At 60.5% G+C, this 20,845-nt stretch carries 18 protein-coding genes; all 18 read right to left on the reverse strand.

All coding sequences use genetic code 11. From position 1 onward, the window contains the following. Window positions 1–537: thiolase family protein (locus tag N902_RS17875; RefSeq protein WP_034622841.1), on the reverse strand; the 537-nt coding region annotated here is incomplete at its 3' end. A gap of 151 nt (window positions 538–688) precedes the next feature. After that, a complete protein-coding gene (gene sucD / locus N902_RS0112940; RefSeq protein WP_027371259.1) occupies window positions 689–1,564 on the reverse strand; it encodes a succinate--CoA ligase subunit alpha in 876 nt (291 codons plus the stop codon). A 25-nt stretch (window positions 1,565–1,589) separates the two neighbouring features. After that, window positions 1,590–2,750 carry an ADP-forming succinate--CoA ligase subunit beta gene (sucC, locus tag N902_RS0112945; RefSeq protein WP_027371260.1) on the reverse strand — a complete coding sequence of 387 codons (1,161 nt, stop codon included), beginning with the start codon at window positions 2,748–2,750 and terminating at the stop codon, window positions 1,590–1,592. Window positions 2,751–2,830: 80 nt separating this feature from the next. Continuing rightward, window positions 2,831–3,229, reverse strand: coding sequence for a methylmalonyl-CoA epimerase (mce, locus tag N902_RS0112950; RefSeq protein WP_027371261.1), 399 nt, complete (start codon window positions 3,227–3,229; stop codon window positions 2,831–2,833). 261 nt (window positions 3,230–3,490) lie between these two features. After that, window positions 3,491–5,050, reverse strand: coding sequence for an acyl-CoA carboxylase subunit beta (locus tag N902_RS0112955; RefSeq protein WP_034622836.1), 1,560 nt, complete (start codon window positions 5,048–5,050; stop codon window positions 3,491–3,493). A 30-nt stretch (window positions 5,051–5,080) separates the two neighbouring features. Then, entirely contained in the window at window positions 5,081–6,724 is a 1,644-nt protein-coding gene (locus N902_RS0112960; protein WP_027371263.1) for an acyl-CoA mutase large subunit family protein, read from the reverse strand. 149 nt (window positions 6,725–6,873) lie between these two features. After that, on the reverse strand, window positions 6,874–7,794 hold the full coding sequence (gene meaB / locus N902_RS0112965; RefSeq protein ID WP_034622838.1) for a methylmalonyl Co-A mutase-associated GTPase MeaB: 921 nt from the start codon (window positions 7,792–7,794) through the stop codon (window positions 6,874–6,876). 245 nt (window positions 7,795–8,039) lie between these two features. Beyond that, window positions 8,040–8,441, reverse strand: coding sequence for a cobalamin B12-binding domain-containing protein (locus N902_RS0112970; protein ID WP_027371265.1), 402 nt, complete (start codon window positions 8,439–8,441; stop codon window positions 8,040–8,042). Between the two features lie 78 nt (window positions 8,442–8,519). Beyond that, window positions 8,520–9,452 (reverse strand): malate dehydrogenase, encoded by a 933-nt coding sequence (gene mdh / locus N902_RS0112975; RefSeq protein WP_027371266.1) that lies wholly within the window; start codon window positions 9,450–9,452, stop codon window positions 8,520–8,522. A gap of 20 nt (window positions 9,453–9,472) precedes the next feature. Next, on the reverse strand, window positions 9,473–11,440 hold the full coding sequence (locus N902_RS0112980) for a pyruvate carboxylase subunit B (protein ID WP_034622840.1): 1,968 nt from the start codon (window positions 11,438–11,440) through the stop codon (window positions 9,473–9,475). 247 nt (window positions 11,441–11,687) lie between these two features. Beyond that, window positions 11,688–11,882, reverse strand: coding sequence for a hypothetical protein (locus N902_RS0112985; RefSeq protein ID WP_027371268.1), 195 nt, complete (start codon window positions 11,880–11,882; stop codon window positions 11,688–11,690). A 55-nt stretch (window positions 11,883–11,937) separates the two neighbouring features. Then, window positions 11,938–12,477: a Fe-S-containing hydro-lyase gene (locus tag N902_RS0112990; protein ID WP_027371269.1), complete on the reverse strand. Its 540-nt coding sequence runs from the start codon at window positions 12,475–12,477 to the stop codon at window positions 11,938–11,940. Beyond that, window positions 12,477–13,316 carry a fumarate hydratase gene (locus tag N902_RS0112995; RefSeq protein WP_027371270.1) on the reverse strand — a complete coding sequence of 280 codons (840 nt, stop codon included), beginning with the start codon at window positions 13,314–13,316 and terminating at the stop codon, window positions 12,477–12,479. The genes N902_RS0112990 and N902_RS0112995 overlap by 1 nt, the downstream gene beginning before the upstream one ends. A gap of 50 nt (window positions 13,317–13,366) precedes the next feature. Further along, window positions 13,367–14,113, reverse strand: a complete 747-nt coding sequence (locus N902_RS0113000; RefSeq protein ID WP_027371271.1) for a succinate dehydrogenase/fumarate reductase iron-sulfur subunit — start codon at window positions 14,111–14,113, stop codon at window positions 13,367–13,369. Continuing rightward, window positions 14,113–16,026, reverse strand: coding sequence for a fumarate reductase/succinate dehydrogenase flavoprotein subunit (locus N902_RS0113005; protein WP_027371272.1), 1,914 nt, complete (start codon window positions 16,024–16,026; stop codon window positions 14,113–14,115). Before N902_RS0113005 ends, N902_RS0113000 begins: the two co-directional genes overlap by 1 nt. Before the next feature lie 10 nt (window positions 16,027–16,036). Continuing rightward, complete coding sequence (locus N902_RS0113010) at window positions 16,037–16,705, reverse strand: succinate dehydrogenase cytochrome b subunit (RefSeq protein ID WP_027371273.1); 669 nt, start codon at window positions 16,703–16,705, stop codon at window positions 16,037–16,039. Between the two features lie 315 nt (window positions 16,706–17,020). Next, window positions 17,021–17,941 carry a response regulator transcription factor gene (locus N902_RS18870; RefSeq protein WP_051564582.1) on the reverse strand — a complete coding sequence of 307 codons (921 nt, stop codon included), beginning with the start codon at window positions 17,939–17,941 and terminating at the stop codon, window positions 17,021–17,023. A 472-nt stretch (window positions 17,942–18,413) separates the two neighbouring features. Next, entirely contained in the window at window positions 18,414–20,432 is a 2,019-nt protein-coding gene (locus tag N902_RS0113020; RefSeq protein ID WP_027371274.1) for a PAS domain-containing hybrid sensor histidine kinase/response regulator, read from the reverse strand. Window positions 20,433–20,845: the final 413 nt, after the last annotated feature.

Here is a 20,845-nt window from a genome sequence, read left to right on the forward strand (position 1 = left end):
CTTCTTCCCCTGGCGCATCTCGGGCAGGGAGTAGGGGCAGTTGGACATGGACTCCTGGCCTCCGGCGATCACGATCTCCGCCCGGCCCAGCTGGATCATCTGGGCCCCCAGATCCACGGTCTTGATCCCGGAGGAGCAGACCTTGTTCACCGTGATGCACGGCACGCTCTCCGGCAGCCCGGCCAGGATGGAGGCCTGGCGCCCGGGGACCTGCCCGCAGCCGGCCGGGACCACCTGGCCCATGACCACATAGTCCACGTCCTGGCCGGAGACCTTGCCCTCCACCCGGCGCAGGACCTCCTGAATGGCCAAAGCCCCCAGCTGCGGGGCGTCGTATCCGGAGAGCTTGCCCCCCAGACGGCCGTACGGCGTCCGGCAGGCCTGAACCACGACCACGTCCCGGTGCTTGGCGTACTGGTTATCGATCTTCCGGCCCATGGTCGAAAAATCCGGCTCCCGCCGGCCGAAACCTGATACTGGTGCATCCTTGTATACATCGTTCCGGGATCGAACAGGAGATTGCGCTTCTTTGCTCATAATCCACCTATATGCCCTTCATGCCGGTAATACCGGCATGAAGGGCCATGCTTCTTCAACAGGATTGACGAACTGTAGCGTAACCCTACACATGCGTCAAGACTGTTTGTCGGTTTTTATGCGTTCTCAAGGAGTTGAGTAATATTTCTTTCTAAACCGCAAAGACGTCCTTGCAGAATTCCCCCAAGGTGCCCAGATCCTCGCAGACATGGATCCCGCCGGCCCGCATGGCCTCGATCTTTCCCTGGGCGGTGCCGCTCTTGCCGCTGATGATCGCCCCGGCATGGCCCATGCGACGGCCCGGAGGGGCGGTCAGCCCGGCGATGAAGCCGACCACCGGCTTGCTCAGATGCTTCTGGACGTATTCCGCGGCCCGTTCCTCAGCGTCCCCGCCGATCTCGCCGACCATGACGATGCCCTTGGTCTCCGGGTCCTGCTCAAAGGCCTCCAGACAGTCGATGAAGTTGGTCCCGTTCACCGGGTCGCCGCCGATACCCAGGCAGGTGGTCTGGCCGATGCCCTGCTTGGTCAGCTGATCCACAACCTCGTAGGTCAGGGTCCCGGAACGGGAGACCACTCCTATGGGGCCGCCGGGGATATGGATGTTGCCGGGCATGATCCCCACCTTGCTCTCCCCGGGGGTGGTGATCCCCGGGCAATTGGGCCCGATCAGCCGGACCGGCTTGTTCTGCATGTAGTTCTTGACCCGCATCATATCCAAAACCGGGATGCCTTCGGTAATGGCCACCACCAGCTCCACACCGGCGTCCACGGCCTCCAGGACGGCGTCCGCGGCAAAGGCCGGAGGGACAAAGATCAGGCTGCAGTTGGCCCCGGCCTCTTCAACCCCCTGGCGCACGGTGTTGTAGACCGGAATGCCGTCCATTTCCTGTCCGCCCTTGCCCGGGGTGGAGCCGGCAACCACATTGGTCCCGTAGCTCACGCACTGCCGGGTATGGAACTGTCCCTCCCGGCCGGTGATCCCCTGCACAATGACCTTGGTATCTTTATTGACAAATATACTCATAGCGTATCCTTCAGATTACAATCAGCTAGTTGACCAGGGCGGCTACCTGCCGGGCGGCGTCCGCCAAGTCCTTGGCCGTGCGCAGATCCAGGCCGGATTCAGCCAGGATCTGCCGGCCCTGTTCCACATTGGTCCCTTCCATGCGGACCACCACCGGGACATTGAGTCCAACCTTGGTCGCGGCCTGAACCACGCCCTGGGCCAGGACGTCGCAGCGCAGGATCCCGCCGAAGATATTGATGAAGATCCCCTTCACATTCCCGTCCCCGAGAATGATCCGGAATCCGTTTTCAACCATCTCGGCGCTGGCCCCGCCGCCAACGTCCAGGAAGTTGGCCGGTTCGGCCCCGGCCTTCTTGATGATATCCATGGTGGCCATGGCCAGTCCTGCCCCGTTGACCATGTTGCCCACATTGCCGTCCATCTTGATGTAGTTCAGACCGTACTTGGAGGCCTCCACTTCCAGAGGATCCTCCTCGTCCAGGTCCCGGTACTCCAGGATGTTCTTGTGCCGGAACAAGGCGTTGTCGTCGAAATTCATCTTGGCATCCAGGGCCAGGAGACGGTTGTCCGAGGTCAGGACCAGGGGATTTATCTCCACCAGGGAGCAGTCGTAGGTCATGAGCAGCTTGTACAGATTGCTGACCAGGGCCATGCACTCCTTCCTGGCCTCGGCCGGGAGATCCAGTCCAAAGGCGACCTGCCGGCAGTGATAGGCCTGGATTCCCAGCATGGGATCAACCGCCACCTTGATGATCTTTTCCGGTGTCTTCTCCGCGACCTCTTCGATATCCACTCCCCCGGCCATGCTGGCCATGATCACCACCTGGGCCGAGGCCCGGTCCGGGATCACGCTCATGTACAGCTCCTGGGCAATGTCCAGACCCTGCTCCACCAGGACCTTTTTCACCGGCTGTCCCTGAGGACCGGTTTGATGGGTGACCAGGTTCATGCCCAATATGCTGGAGGCAACCTCTTTGGCTTCGTCCTTGGACCAGGCCAGCTTGACGCCGCCGCCCTTGCCCCGGCCCCCGGCGTGGATCTGGGCCTTGACCACCACCGGGTAGGCCCCCAGCTGATCCGCGACATCCACGGCCTGTTCTGTGCTGGTGGCCAGATAGCCCTTGGGGATGGGGATCTGTTGCTTGGCAAAAAGCTCTTTGGCTTGATATTCGTGTATCTTCATGCGTACGTACTCCTGAAATCAGCGGTTGCATCAACGGTTCACCCCTGACGTCGCCGCCCGAGGACCGAAGCTGAAACCGGTTACTTGGAACAGAACTCAGTCAGCACCCCATGCGTGGACTTGGGATGCAAAAAGGCCACCTTCTTGCCCCCGGCCCCGGGCACCGGCTCCTGATTGATCAGCTTGATCCCCGCGTCCTGGGCGTTTTGAAGCTGAGAATCGATATCATCCGTGGCAAAGGCCACATGATGGATTCCCTCCCCGTTCTTGGCCAGGAACTTGGCGATGGGGCTCTCCTCCGAGGTGGGCTCCAAGAGCTCGATATGGGTGTCCCCGACCTGAAAAAAGGCGGTCCGCACCTTCTGGGTCTCCACCTCTTCCACTTTCTCGCAGCTCAGGCCCAAGGCCTTTTCGTAATAGGCAATGGCCTCATCCAAGGACTTGACCGCTATACCTAAATGATCGATCTTCTGTAACATAGCATTCCCCTCTTTCCAGCGCGGTTTGCCCGCTGGTTTGTTCATTGACCAAACCAGCCAAGCTTGCCTGCGCCGTTTTTTTCTGTCTTCTGTCCTCTGTCTTCTGCTCAGCCCCAGAAAGGGCGAATAATTATTCGCCCCTCCACCCGATCCGCCGGATCCAGGCCGGAGGCCGACCACTGACCACAGACCACCGACTTCTGATCTCTGACTTCTGACCTCTGATCTCTGATCTCTGATCTCTGTCTTCTGTCTTCTGCTCTAGACCGGTATATTCCCGTGCTTCTTGGGCGACCGGACCTCCCGCTTGCTGTTCAGGATATCCAGGGCCCTGATCAGGCGCGGCCGTGTTTCCCGGGGCAGGATGACCGCATCGATGTACCCCCGGTTGGCCGCCCGGTATGGATTGGCGAAGATATCGTCGTATTCTGCGATCTTCTCCTTGCGCTTGGCATCAGGATCCTCCGCCTCCTTGATCTCCTTGCGGTGGATGATGTTGGCCGCCCCGCTGGCCCCCATGACCGCGATCTCGGCCGTGGGCCAGGCAAAGGCCATATCCGCGCCCAGGTCCTTGGAGCACATGGCCAGATAGGATCCGCCGTAGGACTTGCGGGTGACCAGAAGCATCTTGGGCACAGTGGCCTCGGAGTAGCACCACAGCAGCTTGGCCCCGTGCCGGATGATCCCTCCCCATTCCTGCTGGGTTCCAGGCAGATAGCCCGGTACGTCGGCGATGGTCAGCAGGGGGATGTTGAAGGCGTCGCAGAAGCGGATGAACCTGGTGGCCTTGTCCGAGGCGTCGATATCCAGGCATCCGGCCAATACCTGGGGCTGATTGGCGATAATGCCCACCGGATGGCCGCCCAGGCGGCCCAGTCCGACGATCATGTTCTGAGCGTAGTGCTCGTGGGGCTCGAAGAAGTCCCCGTCGTCCACCAAAGCCCGGATGACCGCCTTCATATCGTAGGCCTGGTTGGGATTGTCCGGAATGATGGCGTCCAGCTCCGGGGCCTGGCGGTCCAGGGCGTCCTGAGACTCGGCCACCGGCGGGTCCTCCATGTTGTTCAAGGGCAGAAAGGAGAGCAGCTTCTTGATCTCGTCGATGGCCTGCTGGTCGCTGTCGCAGGCGAAATGGGCCACTCCGCTCTTGGTGTTGTGGGCCAGGGCCCCGCCCAGGTCCTCAAAGCTCACTTCCTCCCCGGTCACCGACTTGATCACCTCCGGCCCGGTGATGAACATATAGCTGGTGTTCTTGACCATGAAGATCCAGTCGGTCATGGCCGGGGAGTACACCGCTCCCCCGGCCGTCGGCCCCATTATGGCCGAGATCTGGGGGATCACCCCGGAGGCGTTGGAGTTGCGGAAAAAGATCTGCCCGTATCCGGACAAAGCGTCCACACCTTCCTGGATTCTGGCTCCCCCGGAGTCGTTCAGCCCAACCATGGGCACCCCGGACTTCAGGGCCAGATCCATGATCTTGCAGATCTTTTTGGCGTGCATCTCGCCCAGGCTGCCGGCCCGGGCGGTGAAATCCTGGGCATAGGCGCACACCGGACGGCCGCCCACCAGGCCGTGGCCAGTGATCACTCCTTCGGAGGGGATATCCACATCCTGCATCCCGAAGTTCACGCACCGGTGCTTGACGAACATATCCGTTTCTTCGAATGTGCCGGGATCGAAAAGGCGTTCCAGGCGTTCCCTGGCAGTCAGCTTGCCTTTTTCCCTGTGCTTGGCCACAGCCTTCTCCCCGCCCATGGCCAGCATGGCCTTTTCTTTTTCTAGAAGCTCTTCAATTTTCTGCTGTGTCGTCTGCGTAGACATAATCCTGCTTCCTTGTCTGGATGTGTGGCATTACTCCCGATGCTCGCCAAAGACCTCGCGCATGACGTCGCAGATCTCCCCGATGGTGGCGTAGGTCTTGACCGCCTCCACAATGGAGGGCATGACATTGGTCTCGGACTGGGCCGCCTGGCGCAGGGCGCTCAATGCCTTCTGCACCTGGTCGTTGTCCCGCTTTTCCCGGACCGCCTGGACCCGTTCCACCTGGGCCTTTTCCACCTCCGGATCGATGCGCAGCAACGGCACCTTGATGTCCTCGGTGCTTTGGAACTCGTTGGCCCCGACCACGATCCGCTCCTTGTTCTCCACCTTCATCTGGTAGTCGTAGGCCGAGTCCTCGATCTGGCGCTGGATGAATCCCTGCTCAATCGCCGGAATCACCCCACCCATATCCTCGATCTTCTGCATCAGGGTCCAGGCCTCGTCCTCGATCTTGTCGGTCAGCTCTTCGATGAGATAGGAGCCGCCGAAGATATCGATGCTGTTGGCCGCTCCGGACTCATGGGCGATGATCTGCTGGGTGCGCAGGGCCGTGCGTACCGAGCTCTCGGTGGGCAGGGTCAGGGCCTCGTCCTTGGAGTTGGTGTGCAGGGACTGGGTCCCGCCCAGAACCGCGGCCAAAGCCTGCAGGGTGACCCGGACCACGTTGTTGTCCAGCTGCTGGGCGGTCAAGGTGTGCCCGGCCGTCTGGGTGTGGAAGCGGAGCATCCAGCTGCGGGGGTTCTTGGCCCCGAACCGGTCCTGCATCAATTTGGCCCACATCCGGCGGGCGGCCCGGAACTTGGCCACTTCCTCCACCAGATCGGTGGCCGCGTTGAAGAAAAAGGACAGCCGCTTGCCGAAAACATCCACATCCAGACCGGCATCCAGGGCCGCCTGAACGTAGGCGCAGCCGTTGGCCAGGGTGAAGGCCACTTCCTGCACCGCGGTCGATCCGGCTTCCCGGATGTGGTAGCCGGAGATGGAGATGGTGTTGAACGAAGGAGTGTTCTCGCTGCACCATTCGAAGATATTGGTGATCAGCCGCAGGCTGGGGCGGGGAGGAAAGATGAACGTCCCCCGGGCGACATACTCCTTGAGCACGTCGTTTTGAATCGTGCCCTTGATCTTGTCCATGGACACGCCCTGCTTCTCGCCCACTGCCGCGTACATGGCCAGAAGCACGGCTGCCGGGGAGTTGATGGTCATGGATGTAGACACCTTGCCCAGGGGGATCTGGTCGAAAAGGATCTCCATGTCGGCCATGGAATCGATGGCCACCCCGACCTTGCCCACCTCGCCCTTGCTCATCTGATGATCGGAGTCATACCCGATCTGGGTGGGCAGATCGAAGGCCACGGAAAGCCCGGTCTGTCCCTGATCCAGGAGGTAGCGGTATCTCTGGTTGGTTTCCTTGGCTGTGGAAAACCCGGCATACTGGCGCATGGTCCACAGCCGGGAGCGGTACATCGTGGGCTGAACACCCCGGGTAAACGGATACTGACCGGGAAAACCGAGCTTTTGTATATAGTCCTCGTCGACCTCCTGGGGCAGGCCCAGACGGGGCACCTCCAGTCCGCCGACAGTCTTGAATTCGTCCTTGCGCTCCGGAAACTTTTCCAGGGCCTTGGCCAGGACTTTCTCTTCCCATTCCTGCAACTTCGGATGCTTGGACATAACGCGTCACCCCTTTATAATTCTGACCTGCAAGCGCTCTGCATGCCCGGCCCGAGGCAAGACCTCTGGAGGCATTCAGGCCGGCAGAGGCCTCGTGTTCAGGTTATCCGTCCACTGGCTTCACTCCGGAAGATGGCTCATTCGCAGCCCTACCGGTCTTTTCCGCAAGCCAGCAGACTGTCCACGATTCGTTTGGCTCTGATCCTGGGATCTCCTCCCGTCTCCAGATCCTGCTTTTGGCTTTGGGCGTACAAGTACGGGCGGAGCATTTCCAGGCCCCAGTCCACGACTTCCATGTTCCGGCATTCGGTCCGCTGTGCGTCCCGCTCTCCGGAGGACCGCTTGGACTCGAAAATTTCCCGCATGGCGTCAAAGAGCTCGGGCACTCCCGTGCCCTGCGCGGCAACAGTCATCATCACCTGCCGCCCCTTGGCCCGGGCTATCTCATTTAATTCCATGGCCAGCATCTCCGCTCCGGGCTTGTCCGCCTTGTTCACCACCATGAGGTCGGCAACTTCCAGCAGGCCGGCTTTTAAGGCCTGGATATCGTCGCCCAGCCCGGGTGCGGAGACCAGGGCTGTGACGTCGGCTATCCGGATGATATCCATTTCCGACTGTCCGACACCCACGGTTTCGATGATGATCGGATCGCAGCCCGCGCTGGCCATAATCCGGGCCGCGGCCCCGGCCGCGGCGCACAGTCCGCCCAGCCGGCCGCGGGTGGCCATGGAACGGACCACAACCTCGGTGTCCAGGGCGTGCTGCATCATCCGAATCCGGTCCCCGTGGATGGCCCCGCCGGAGATGGGCGAAGACGGATCAATGGCGATCACCCCCACCTTTTTGCCCCGTTCCCGGCAGACGGCGACAAGCTTGTCGGTCAGGGTTGACTTGCCGGCTCCGGGAGCGCCTGTAATCCCGATCACGGCGCTGGAGTCGATGCGCGACGCATCCAGGGAGGCCAGAAGCTCATCAGCTTCTTCCGCCCCGTCCTCAACCAGGGAGATGGCCTTGGCCAGGGCCCGGCTGTTTCCTGCTCCAATCCCGTGTTTGATGCTTTGTATATCCATTCCCGTTCCAATGCTGATTCATTCTCTCTAACATCCGTATCCAACCGGATCTCCGACCTCAGTCCTCTATCCTTGATGTATGTCTCTTCCGTCTTCTTTCTTTTGCCTGTCTTCTGCCTTCCGACCACCGGCTATTGCCTGCTGCCTTCTGTCTTCTGTCTTCCTCTGACTTCTGACCTCTGACTTCTGTCCTCTGTCTTCTGTCCTCTGTCTTCTGTCCTCTGACTTCTGTCTTCTGTCTTCTTCTACTCGCAGAGACCGCGAAAGGTGGAGATGATCTCCTCCATGCTCGTCCCTGGATTGAACACGGCCTTGACCCCGTGGTCCTTGAGCACAGGCACATCTTCCTCCGGGATGATCCCGCCGCCGATGACCGGGATGTCCGATGCATCGTGCTTTTTCAGGCTTTGGATCACCTCCGGAAACAGCTGCAGATGGGCCCCGGACAAGGAGGACAGCCCGATGGCGTCCACATCCTCTTGGATTGCAGCCACAGCGATCTCTTCCGGCGTTCGCCGTATGCCGGTATAGACCACTTCGAACCCGTTGTCCCGCAGGGCCCGGGCAATGCATTTGGCTCCCCGGTCGTGTCCGTCCAATCCCGGCTTGCCGATCAAAATCCGATATCGTTTCCCTTCCTGAGCCATGAATTTCTCCTTATCACCAAGGATTCAACGCAGGCCGGGCATGCTGACATGCCCGGCCGATGCCAAAGGGACATCATCCTAGACCTCGATCTTCTCCACCAGTCCCTTGACCGCATCCACCGACTTCTGGAAGTCGGCCTGCTCTTCGGGAAGCAGAGAGATCTCGATGACCTGTTCAACTCCGTTGGCCCCGAGCTTGACCGGTACGCCCACGAAGTAGCCGCCCACGTTGTATTCCTTGTCGCAGTAGGCTGCACAGGGCAGAATCCGTTTCTTGTCCTTGAGGATGGATTCGGCCATCTCCACTGCGGCGGCCGAAGGGGCGAAAAAGGCGCTTCCGGTCTTCAACAGGCCCACGATCTCCGCTCCGCCGTCTCTGGTCCGCTGGACCATGGACTCGATCTTGTCCGCAGGCAGAAGGTCCGGGAGAGGGATGCCGGCCACTGTGCTGTATCTGGGCAGGGGAACCATGCTGTCCCCGTGTCCGCCGAGAACAAAGGCGTTCACGTCTTCCACCGAGACGTCCAGCTCCATGGAGATGAAGGTCCGGAACCTGGCCGAGTCCAGGACTCCGGCCATTCCCAGAACCCGGTGCGGCGGGAACCCGCTTGCCTTGTGGGCCACGTAGACCATGGCATCCAGGGGATTGGCCACCACTATGATCACCGCCTCAGGGGAGTACTTGGCCACCTGCTCGGTGACCCCCTTGACGATCTCGGTGTTCTTGGCCAGCAGATCGTCCCGGCTCATCCCCGGTTTGCGGGGCAGCCCGGCTGTGATGATCACGATGTCCGAGTCAGCAGTGTCTGCATAGTCGTTGGTTCCGACCACATCCGAATCAAACCCCTCAATGGGCGAGGACTGACGCAGGTCCAGGCCCTTGCCCTGGGGCAGGCCTTCCACGATATCTATCAGGCAGACGTCGCCCAATTCCTTCAGGGCCGCCCAGTGGGCTGCAGTGGCCCCGACGAAACCTGCGCCTACCACGGTAATCTTCTTGCGTGTCTTCATCTTCAAGCTCCTCCTGTCCGTTAGCCGATGACCACCATCACATCGCCCTTTTTCACGCTTTCCCCTTCCTTGAACCTGATCTCTTTCACCGTCCCGGAAGTCGGGGCGTTGATGGAGTTCTCCATCTTCATGGCCTCCAGAATGAGCAGGGGATCCCCTTCACTGACCTCTTCGCCTTCCTTGACCTCAAACCGGATGATCATCCCCGGCATGGGGGCTTCGACTGTTGTTCCCGAGGCCGGAGCCGCTTTCGGAGCTTCCGAGGCTTGCGGCTTAGCCGGCTGTTGCTGGGCGGCGGGCTGGGCCGGCTGCTGCGCCGGCTGGGGGCCGGCCGGAGCGATCGAGCTGACCACTGGCTGGCCGCCGACCTGCTCCACCTCAACCTTGTAGTATTCGCCGTCTACAAACACATTGAATGTCCGCACATCGTCTCCTTTGGCTGGTGCTTCTTCAGATTTCTCAACCACAAGTCCCTTCTTGGCCTTCTCAATCAGGTCCACGATCTTCTGGCCTTCCTCCAGGGTCCGGGGCGTCTTCACCTCGTCCGGCATCTCCTCATGACCGTACTTCCACTTCAGGAACCGCTTGCCAGTGGTCGGATACAAGGCGTAGATAAGCACATCGTCGATATCCTTGGCCAGGTCCTCGACGTCCTTCTTGGCCTTGTCCAGCTCCGGCTCCAGGATGTCCGCCGGCCGTCCGTCAAAGGGCTCTTCTCCCCGCGGATAGCCCTTGAGGGCCTTTTTCTGGACCTCGGGATCCACGCCGGCCGGGGTCTTGCCGTACAGCCCGTAGCACAGGTCTTTGACCTGGGCGGTGATCATCTTGTACCGCTCCTCTTCGGTATCGAACAGGACGTTGTTCACGGTCTGGGTGCCCACGATCTGGCTGGTGGGGGTGACCAGCGGCACCTGGCCCAGCTCCTTGCGCACCCTGGGCAGCTCTTTGAACACGTCGTCCAGGCGGTCGATGGCATCCATTTCCCGCAGCTGATTGACCAGATTGGAGAGCATCCCCCCCGGGGTCTGATGCAGGAGGACATTGGTGTCGATGACCGAAATCCGGTCGTCCAGCAGGTGCCTGTACTTGGGCGTGATCTTAATGAAGTGCTCGGAGCACTTGGTCAGCTGCTTGAGATCAAAGCCCGTATCCCGGCTCGTGCCCTGCAGGGCCACGACCAGGGGCTCCAGGCCGGGATGAGAGGTCCGATAGGCCCAGGGGGCGAGGCAGACGTCGATGATGTCCACCCCGGCTTCAATGGCCTTGAGCATGGACAGATCGCCCATTCCGGAGGTGAAATGGCTATGCAGGTGAATGGGCACATGCACGGTCTCTTTTAAGGTCTTGACCAGCTCATAGGCATCGTAGGGGGCTATGAGTCCGGCCATATCCTTGATGCATATGGTGTGCGCCCCCATGTCCTCCAGCTCTTTGGCCTTTGTCTTATAGTACTCCAGGTTGTACACTGGTCCGCCCATGCGCCGCTCGGTCAAGGAAAAGCAGATGGAGCCCTGGAAGTGCTTGTCGTGCTCCTTGATCACCTTGACCACCGTGGCGAAGTTCCGGTAGTCGTTCAAGGCGTCGAAGACCCGGAAGACGTCGATTCCGTTCACGCAACAGCGTTCCACAAAGGCCTCGGCCACGTCGTCCGCGTAGTTGCGGTACCCGACCAGATTCTGCCCCCGCAGGAGCATGGAGAACGGGGTGTCCGGGATGTACTTCTTCAGGGTCCGGATCCGCTCCCAGGGGTCCTCGCCCAAAAAGCGGTGCATAGTGTCGAAGGTGGCTCCGCCCCAGACCTCCATGGCGAAAAAGCCGACCTTGTTCATCTCCTCGGCAATGGGGATCAGGTCCTCAGTCCGCCCCCGGGTGGCGAACAGGGACTGATGTCCGTCCCGGAAGGTCAAGTCCTGAATCTTGAGAGGATTGGTGGCCTTCACCGACTCATCCAGGGACCCGGCCACGAGCTTCCCATGTTCTTCACTCATATGCGTCTCCTTGCACTCGTGCTCTGCTGTGTGTTGTTGCAGGACGCGGTTGCCCTCAACCACTGTCCATTTCTTCTAGAACCGGCACTCACTTGCAGTTCGAACCTCTCTGCAAAGTACAAAGTCCTGCCTCCACGTGAGGGCCGGGCGGCCTGCTATCCGCCCTCAATTTCGTCTGTTTCATTAGCCTAAGCGTGCCTGTGCTTTGGCAGGCATGTTGGTTGGTAATCCTCCGCTCCGCCCCGGATCAACGGTTGAGCCGGAACTGCACATGGTATTTCCTGTCCATCATGGCCTGCCGCCCAGACATGGCCCAGGGGCTGCCGACCTGAAATCTGGGCCGGGCCGGGGACTGGGCCGCGGGCTGGGCCTGGGCCTCAACTCCAAGGCAGGCGTAGACGGCTGATGTGATTGCGGCCACTTTTTTGGCTGGTACGCTCATGCATTTCTCCCTGATTCTGTGTATTCAGTGGACCTTGCGTTTCCTGCCGCCGGGTTTACCTCTTGGGGGTCACGTACAGCTCTCCGCCGTAGGCGTCGTTGACCACCAGGGCTGGAAACTCCTCCACCACCAGCTCCCTGACCGCTTCCGGTCCCAGGTCCTCGTAAGCGATGACCTTGGCCTGGGTGATCCGCTGGGAGAGAAGGGCCCCCGCTCCGCCTGTAGCGCCCAGGTACACGGCATTGTGCTCCTGCATGGCCGCCTTGACCTCCGGAGCCCGCTTGCCCTTGCCCATGGTGGCCTTGACCCCCAGGCCGTACAGGCGGGGGGCGAAGGAATCCATCCGGTAGCTGGTTGTCGGCCCGGCAGAGCCAATGGGCCGTCCGGGAGGAGCGGGCGTGGGTCCCACGTAGTAGATGACTGCTCCCTGCAGGGGAAACGGCGGCTCCTCCCCCCGGTCCAGGGCCTGGACAATCCGCTTGTGGGCCGCGTCCCGGGCGGTATAGATGGTCCCCGAAAGCAGGACCACATCACCGGCCTTGAGCTGGCGGACCGCCTCATCCGTCAACGGGGTGGTCAGTTTGTGAGTCTGCATCAGAGCACAACCTCCTCATGTCTGGATGAATGGCATTGGACATTGACCGCCAGAGGCAGGCTGGCGATATGGCAGGGGGAGATGTTCATCCGCACCCCGAGGCTGGTGGTTGTGCCCCCCAGTCCCATAGGTCCGATGCCCAGCTCATTGATTCCCTGCAGGAGCTCATCTTCCAGGGCCGCGATCTCCGGATCCGGATGGGGCTGATCCAGGGGCCTGAACAGGGCCTTTTTGGCCAGCATAGGGGCCAGGTCGAAGGTCCCGCCCACACCCACGCCCACGATGGTCGGCGGACAGGGATTGGGACCGGCCTCGGCCATCCGGGTCAGGACAAAGTCCTTGATCCCCTCCCAGCCCTGGGCCGGAGTGAGCATGGTGCATCTGGACATGTTCTCGCTTCCCCCGCCCTTGGCCATGAACTGGATCTTCAGCTCCTGCCCGGGCACGACCTCGTAGTGGATAAAGGCCGGGGCATTGTTTCCGGTATTGGCCCTGGTCAAAGGATGGGCCAGGGATTTGCGCAGAAAGCCCTTTTCATAGGCCTCGATCATGGCCTGGTTCAAGACCTCGGTCAGATCTCCGCCTTGGACCCGGCACTCGGCGCCCATCTCCACAAAAAAGACGGCCACCCCCGTATCCTGGCACAAGGGCAGGTTGCTCTCCCGGGCCAGACGGGCGTTTTCCAGGAGCTGGCCGAGGATTTCCCGGGCCGTATCCGTGGATTCAGCGTCCCTGGCCTTCTCCAGGGCCTGCTCCACATCCCGGGGCAGATGGGTGGCCGCATGCATGACCATATCCCTCACCCGGGCGTGGATTTCCTGGGCATCTATATTCCGCATAGCGTCTCCTCACTCAAGAGGTTTCAGGCAGCCGGAGCGCCGGCTATCGGCTACTTCCTCGAAAACACCGACTTCTGGTACTCCCGGTTCAGCTTGGCGATGAACTTCAAATCGATCTTCTTGGGGCAGACCTCTTCGCACTCGTAGTGGTTGGAGCAATTCCCGAACCCGCAGTCGAACATGGCCCCGCTCATGTTCTGCACCCGCTGGGCCGCCTCCGGCTTGCCCTGGGGCAGGGAGGCCAGGTGGGAGACCTTGCCGCCCACGAACAGCATGGCCGAGCCGTTGGGGCAGGCGGCCACGCAGGCCCCGCACCCGATGCATTCGGCCGCGTCCATGGCCTGGTCCCCGTCCCGCTTGGGGACCTGAATGACATTCGCTTCCGGAGTCCGGCCGGTCCCCACGGATACATACCCCCCGGCCTCGATGATCCGGTCCAGGGCGCTCCTGTCCACCACCAAATCCTTGACCGAGGGGAAGGCCTTGGCCCGCAGGGGCTCGATGTAGACCACCTCTCCGTCCTGGAAATGGCGCATGTGCAGCTGGCAGGTCGTGCTCCGCTCCCCGGGACCGTGTGGTATTCCGTTGATGACCAGGCCGCAGGCTCCGCAGATGCCTTCCCGGCAGTCGTGATCAAAGGCGATCGGTTCCTTGCCCTCCCGGATGAGCTTTTCGTTCACCTCGTCGAGCATTTCCAGAAAGGACATGTCCGGACTCACATCCGTGGCCTCAATGCGCTCCATTCCGCCCTTGTCATGAGGGCCGCTTTGCCGCCATACGTAGAGTGTGAGATTCATTACTTATAGCTCCTTACGGCCAGTTCAACGTTTTCAAAGTCCAGGCGCTCTGTGTGCAGCTCCGGCCTTTGGCCCACGCCCGTAAACTCCCAAGCCGCCACATAGGCATAGTTGTCGTCGTCGCGTTTGGCCTCGTGGTCCTCGGTCTGATACTCGACCCGGAAGTGCCCGCCGCAGGACTCGTTGCGGTTTAAGGCGTCGTGGGCCATGAGCTCGCCGAACTCCAGGAAGTCGGCCACTCGCAGGGCCTTTTCCAGTTCCTGATTCAGATCCTCTCCCTGGCCGGGGACCGCTACGTTCTTCCAGAACTCCTCCCGCAAGGCGGGGATGGCCTGCAGGGCATGGTTCAGGCTCTCCTCGCTCCGGGCCATGCCGCAGTTCTCCCACATGATGGTTCCCAGCTCCCGGTGAAACTCGTTGACCGTCTTTGTGCCCTGCACCGAGAGCAGGCTCTGAATCCGGTCCTGAACATCCCGGGTCGTGGCCTTGAACGCATCGTCCTCCGGACCTGTCTTGCCCGGAGTGGTCTGGGCCAGGTAGTTGGCGATGGTGTAGGGCAGCACGAAGTATCCGTCGGCCAGGCCCTGCATCAAGGCGCTGGCCCCCAGGCGGTTGGCCCCGTGATCCGAGAAGTTGGCCTCCCCGATGACAAACAGCCCCGGGAGGTTGCTCTCCAGATTGTAGTCCACCCACAGGCCGCCCATGGTATAGTGCGGGGCGGGATAGATGCGCATGGGCTGCTGGTAGGCGTTTTCCGCGGTGATCAACTCGTACATCTCGAACAGATTGCCGTAGCGTTCTTCAATGGCCGTGCGTCCCAGCCGCTTGATGGCATCCGAAAAATCCAGGTACACCCCAAAGCCGGTGGGCCCCACGCCGCGTCCCTCGTCGCAGACCTCTTTGGCCGCCCTGGAGGCGATGTCCCGGGGAGCCAGGTTGCCGAAGCTGGGGTACTTGCGTTCCAGATAATAGTCCCGTTCCGCATCCGGGATTTCCTGGGGCGGCCGGTTGTCGCCCTGTTTTTTGGGGACCCATATCCGCCCGTCGTTGCGCAGGGACTCGGACATCAGGGTCAGCTTGGACTGGTGGGTTCCGGTGACCGGGATGCAGGTGGGGTGGATCTGGGTGTAGCAGGGATTGGCAAAAAAGGCTCCCCGCTTATGGGCCCTAAAGGCCGCGGTGACGTTGCAGCCCATGGCGTTGGTGGACAGGTAGAAGACGTTGGAATATCCGCCGGTGGCCAGGACCACGGCGTCTCCGGCGTAGGACTCGATCCGTCCGCTGACCATGTCCCGGACGATGATTCCCTTGGCCTCTCCGTCCACGACCACCAGATCCAGCATCTCGGTCCGGGGATGTATGCTCACGGTTCCGGCCTTCACCTGCCTGGACATGGCCTGATAGGCCCCGAGCAGAAGCTGCTGCCCGGTCTGCCCCCGGGCGTAGAAGGTCCGGGAGACCTGGGCCCCGCCGAAGGAGCGGTTGACCAGATAGCCGGCGTAGTCCCGGGCGAAGGGTACTCCCTGTGCCACGCACTGATCGATGATCTCGGAGCTGACCGTGGCCAAACGATAGACATTGGCCTCTCTGGACCGAAAGTCCCCGCCCTTCACCGTGTCGTAGAACAGGCGGTAGATGCTGTCCCCGTCGTTGGGGTAGTTCTTGGGGGCGTTGATCCCGCCCTGGGCGGCGATGGAATGGGCCCGCCGGGTGCTGTCCTGATAGCAGAAGACCTCCACATTGTAGCCCAGCTCGCCCAGACTGGCTGCCGCCGAGGCCCCGGCCAGGCCGCTGCCCACCACCAGGACTTTGTATTTGCGTTTGTTGGCCGGATTGACCAGCTTCATGGCCTGCCGATGGTTGTCCCACTTGTCCTTGAGCGGACCGCTTGGGCATTTGCCGTCGAGTATCACGATTGACCCCCTAAATATTCAAGACTCTGAGAAAGACCGCCAGCGGTACGGCCAGAAAACCGATGCCGATGATCACAGCCGCAATCCGGCCGCCTTTGGTGATGGCCGGCATGGTCCGGTCAGTATTCCAGCCCATGGTCTGAAACAGGCTTTGAACGCCGTGACTGAGATGGAAAAACAGGGCCGCCAGGCCGATGACGTAGATCAAAAAGACGAAAAAGCCCTGCAGACTTCCCACAACCATGGTGTACACGTCGTGCCGCCCTGCGCTGTCCGTCAGATGGGAGATTTCCGGATGGGTGAGCTGAAAGGTGAAGTGAAAGAGGTGATAGATGATAAAGGCCAGGATGACCAGACCGCTGTAGATCATTGTCCGGGAAAAGATTGTGCTTCGCTGGTATGTGCGCCGAACATACTTTGTGGACCTGGATTGGCGATTTTCCAGGGTCAGCGTAATCCCGAAATAGATGTGGATTGAGACCAGAAGCAGCATGATCAGCCGCTCCAGCCACAGCAGGGGGCCGAGGCTCTGCACATGGTGGGCATAGCTGTTCAGGCCGGCGGGACCCCAGAAAATGGTTGTATTGCCCAGCATGTGGCCAATAATGAAAAGGAGGAGAAAAATGCCGCTGACCCCAACCAGAATCTTTCGGGCCAAGGTTTTTTCAGTCAAAATCATGCGCGTTTACTCCTTGCAAAAGAATGTGTCAGCACCGCATCGTCACCAAGTCCAGGCCATGGCCATGGCCTCCACCGCGCCGGACCAGACCAGGCGTTCGCTGAAAATTGTGCACAGGTCTCTTTGCTGGGCATCACCCCCTTAATAATGGCCGGTATGCAGACCCCTGGGTTCCACGGCTGGCTGTTGCGGAAAGGGGAAAGCCTGAGCTCGGGGCCTCTTCGGCCTCAGACTTTCCAGTGTACCTGAAAGAATCTACAAATCAGCCAGGTAAGATACAATGCGGGAAAACTGTGGACAAAATACGTAGGCGATCTACGCACCAGGAGATCCGGCGTCGCCCGCGGATTCCAGGTCCAGAAGGCAGGCCCGGAGGTTTCGGGAGGTATTGGCCAGACCGAGTTTTCTACGCATGTTGTTCCGGTGAGTATCAATGGTTCGCTTGGACAGCTTGAGCATGGAGGCGATCTCCTTGGTGCTCAAGCCCTGTTTGATCAGCTCGGCCAGCTGGGTTTCGGTGGAGGTGAACCCATACTGCTGGGTCAGGCCTTTCTGGGCCGGTGAAAGGATCTTCTCGATGCTGGCCCGGATCATGCCCATCCAGGTCGCCTGCCTGGCGGTCAGTCCCTCGCTTTCCAGCTGAGCCAGCAAGGGGAGCACCGACTGCTGCAGATTGGAAACCATGGTCTCCTGCATGATCCCCCGGCTTTCGTCCTTTTGCTCCAAAAGGACCCGCAGGGCGATATTGGCCTCTTCCAGCTTGGCGTTGCTGGCCATGAGCTCGCTGGTCCGCTCCTTCACCCGCTGCTCCAGGGCCTCATTCGCGGTCTGGAGCATCTTTTTGGTCTTCTGCAGCTGCAGATGGGCGTCGATCCTGGCCACCACCTCCTCACGCTGAAAGGGCTTGGTAATGTAGTCCACCCCCCCGCACTTGAAGGCTCGGACTTTTTCCGAGGTCTCGGTGCGCACGCTGAGAAAGATGACCGGAATGGAGGCCAGATCCGGGTCCTCCGTGAGCCGGGCGCAGACCTCGAACCCGTCCAGTCCGGGCATGGCGATGTCCAGGAGGATGAGATCCGGTTTCCGCCGGCGGACAAAGACCAGGGCCGCCTCCCCGTCTTCAGCCACAGCGGTCTTGTATCCATTGTCCCGGAGCATGCTGCCCAGGACCTGAAGATTGGTCACGCTGTCGTCCACAATCAAGATCAAAGACGCGGCATCAGTTTCAGCAGGCATCTGACCTTCCTGAAGCATTGAAGATTTGTAAAGGCCCACTCGGACTGTATTTCTGGGCTCTGTCTTCTGTCCTCTGACTTCTGTCCTCTGACTTCTGTCCTCTGACGTCTGTCTTCTGTCCTCTGCTATTTGCTCAGCCCCAAGAGGGCGAATGATTATTCGCCCCTACACTCGATCTGCCGGGTACAGTCCGAAAAATCAAGCACTTCCACAATTTGCTCAACCGATGATCCGACTCAAGGAACGCCGGGTTCCAAAATGCAACCCCCAACTGATCTCCCGCCCCGTCCCCCCTTGAGGGGGGTTGGGGGGTGTTGCTTCTCTGCTTTTTTCTATCTTCCCTCTGTCTTCTTTCTTCTCTCTTCTGTCCTCTGATCTCTGACCTCTGTCCTCTGACCTCTGACGTCTGTCCTCTGTCCTCTGTCTTCTGTCCTCTGACTCGGGGTGTTTCCTTAGCGGCATCCCTACTCCGTTATTGCCACCCTTCGCCCACACTGTGTTCAAATTCCCGGAGCATGGCTCGAATCCCCCGAACGTCAAAGGCCTCTATCCGGTCCTGCAGCTTCCCGGCCCACTCGGCCATACCCCGGGAACTGGCCGCGCTCTGCTTGATATCGTCCGCCAGCTCAAAGGCATCGTCCATAATCAATGCCTCCCGCAGCTCCGAGCAACGGGGCAGAAGCTCGGAACGCAGCCGGTCCAGGGTCCTGTCGTCCACCTCCTGCAACGCCCAGGCCAGCTCACCGGCAGAGCTCTCGGCAGGAGAGCTTCCGGGCTCCCTGCTCCGGACCGACCCATCCCCCCGGCCAGGGCTGAGAAACCGGGTGCAGACGGACAGAACCTTCCGCTTGCTCACCGGCTTGGACAGGATATGGTCAAAGACCCCGTTGCTGTCCCCTTCAGAGTTTGCAGAGGAAGCGACAACCACCACCGGCAGGCCGGGGATCAGCTTTTTCATCAGCTCTGCGGCGTGCTCCCCGCTCAAATCCGGGAGCCGCAAATCCAGAAAGACAAGCTGCGGCCGATCCCGCTCGCAAAGCTCCAGGGCCTCGTTCGCGCTTTGGGCCCACCCCGCCTGCACAGAGGTGGCCTCCAAAATGCTTCTGAACAGCTCGGCACTGTCCGGTTCCGGATCCACCACCAGGACCCGGGAGCTCGGAAGATACCGGTCGATCTCTCCGCAGTGAGCCCTGGACTGGACCTCCGTCCCCCTGGATACCTGCGGTAGATGGATGCGGAACAGACTGCCCTGGTTCACCTCGCTGATCAGAGCTATGTGCCCCCCCATCATATCGGTCAGCTTCTTGGTAATGGCCAGGCCAAGGCCGCTCCCCCCATACTCCCGGGTGGACTGGGAGTTGCGCTGCCTGAAGTTCTCGAAAATCACCTCGTGCTGCTCCTTGGGAATCCCGATCCCGGTATCCTCCACGCCGAACTCCAGATCCACCCTGCTCCTACGGCTATCGCTCCAGTCCCATCGCACGCTGAGCCGGACAAAGCCGTTGCCCGTAAACTTCAGGGCATTGCCCACCAGATTGATCAGGATTTGACGGATACGGACCTGATCCAGAAAAAGGCCCTGGGGAAGGTCGGGAGCGATCTCCACAATCAGGTCCACGCCCTTTTCATCGAAGGATGGCTCAAACATGGCCTCCACATCGTGAATCAATCCCCGCAGATCCAAGGGTTCGGGCCTGATCTCCAGCTTGCCGGCCTCGATCTTGGACAGATCCAGGATGTCATCGATCAAGGTCAGCAGGGTCTGGCCGCTGGACAGAATGGTCTGCAGATACCGTCTGCTCTGGGCGTCCCGGGCCTTGTTCAACAAAACGTCGCTGAACCCCAAAATGGCATTCATCGGGGTCCGGATTTCGTGGGACATATTGGCCAGAAATTCGCTTTTGGCCCGATTGGCGGACTCGGCTTCCTCCTTGCTGCGCTGCAGCGCGGCCTGCGTCTTCTTGATCTGAGTCAGGTCCCGGGCCACACATACGCTGCCGATGGTCCGCCCATGCTCCCGAAGCAGGCTGATGGACATGCCCAGGGGCAGGATGTGCCCGTCCTTGGTCCGGATAGTGACCTCCGTGTCCCGGACATAGCCTTGGCTGCGCAGCGTTTCCAGCATGGAGGTCATCTGGACTTGATCCGCATAGAGGTCGAAGGCAGACTTGCCCCTGAGCTCCTCGAAGCTGTAGCCGAACATCTCCTCCGCCCGCTTGTTCCAGCGGATAAACCGTCCCTTGGCGTCCACAATCCCGATCGCATCGGCCGAGTTGTCCAGAACGTTTTTGAAGTAGTCCCGCTCCTTTTTCAGGGCGTCCTCCGCCCGTTTGAGCTCAATAAGGTCCTGGGCCACCTCGTACAGGGACTTCATGTCCGTATTCGCATCCACCGCCCGCTTGCACTCGATGAGCATGGACTCCAGCTCCTCGTTTCGAGCCCGGAGTTCCTCCAGCTCCTGCATCATTCGGGCCTCTGGGGTTGTGTGCATGGCATCTCCATGTCTGCTGCCTTGAAGGATTGGTCCCGGGATTTCAGGACCGGGATCTGGGCGGGATAGTTTGCCCCCCAACAGTCCGCCCAAGCGGGTCGCCCTTGCTCAGGCCTGATATGCTGGGGGTGGAAAATAGCACCAGGCCTGTGAACTGATCAAGACCTTCCCGGCCAGCATTCACTGTCTTCTGCCACTGACCACCGAATCCCGCTTACCACTTTCCGACCGCCGACTCCCGAACACTTCCTTCTTTCCGTCCCCCTTGAGAGGGGTTGGGGGTGTTTCTTCCTGCTTTGTTCTGACGTCTGATCTCTATCTTCTGATTCGGGGGTTATTTCTCTGTACGCCTTGCTCATTGAGCCATGGACCTCGGCCCTCCACAGAAGAAACACCCCCCTTGGATTCCCCCC

This window comes from Desulfovermiculus halophilus DSM 18834, from assembly GCF_000620765.1.
GTDB lineage: Bacteria > Desulfobacterota > Desulfovibrionia > Desulfovibrionales > Desulfothermaceae > Desulfovermiculus > Desulfovermiculus halophilus.

Bases quoted from the DNA above. Each gene is read 5' to 3' on its own strand.
- N902_RS0112970 (WP_027371265.1), bottom strand. From the start codon at position 8,441: ATGGCTCAGGAAGGGAAACGATATCGGATTTTGATCGGCAAGCCGGGA.
- N902_RS0113020 (WP_027371274.1), bottom strand. From the start codon at position 20,432: ATGCACACAACCCCAGAGGCCCGAATGATGCAGGAGCTGGAGGAACTC.
- N902_RS0112955 (WP_034622836.1), bottom strand. From the start codon at position 5,050: ATGTCTACGCAGACGACACAGCAGAAAATTGAAGAGCTTCTAGAAAAA.
- N902_RS0112960 (WP_027371263.1), bottom strand. From the start codon at position 6,724: ATGTCCAAGCATCCGAAGTTGCAGGAATGGGAAGAGAAAGTCCTGGCC.
- N902_RS0112995 (WP_027371270.1), bottom strand. From the start codon at position 13,316: ATGCGGAATATAGATGCCCAGGAAATCCACGCCCGGGTGAGGGATATG.
- sucD (WP_027371259.1), bottom strand. From the start codon at position 1,564: ATGAGTATATTTGTCAATAAAGATACCAAGGTCATTGTGCAGGGGATC.
- N902_RS0112980 (WP_034622840.1), bottom strand. From the start codon at position 11,440: ATGAGTGAAGAACATGGGAAGCTCGTGGCCGGGTCCCTGGATGAGTCG.
- N902_RS0113010 (WP_027371273.1), bottom strand. From the start codon at position 16,705: ATGATTTTGACTGAAAAAACCTTGGCCCGAAAGATTCTGGTTGGGGTC.
- mdh (WP_027371266.1), bottom strand. From the start codon at position 9,452: ATGAAGACACGCAAGAAGATTACCGTGGTAGGCGCAGGTTTCGTCGGG.
- N902_RS0113000 (WP_027371271.1), bottom strand. From the start codon at position 14,113: ATGAATCTCACACTCTACGTATGGCGGCAAAGCGGCCCTCATGACAAG.
- meaB (WP_034622838.1), bottom strand. From the start codon at position 7,794: ATGGATATACAAAGCATCAAACACGGGATTGGAGCAGGAAACAGCCGG.
- N902_RS0112990 (WP_027371269.1), bottom strand. From the start codon at position 12,477: ATGCAGACTCACAAACTGACCACCCCGTTGACGGATGAGGCGGTCCGC.
- sucC (WP_027371260.1), bottom strand. From the start codon at position 2,750: ATGAAGATACACGAATATCAAGCCAAAGAGCTTTTTGCCAAGCAACAG.
- N902_RS0112985 (WP_027371268.1), bottom strand. From the start codon at position 11,882: ATGAGCGTACCAGCCAAAAAAGTGGCCGCAATCACATCAGCCGTCTAC.
- mce (WP_027371261.1), bottom strand. From the start codon at position 3,229: ATGTTACAGAAGATCGATCATTTAGGTATAGCGGTCAAGTCCTTGGAT.
- N902_RS18870 (WP_051564582.1), bottom strand. From the start codon at position 17,941: ATGCCTGCTGAAACTGATGCCGCGTCTTTGATCTTGATTGTGGACGAC.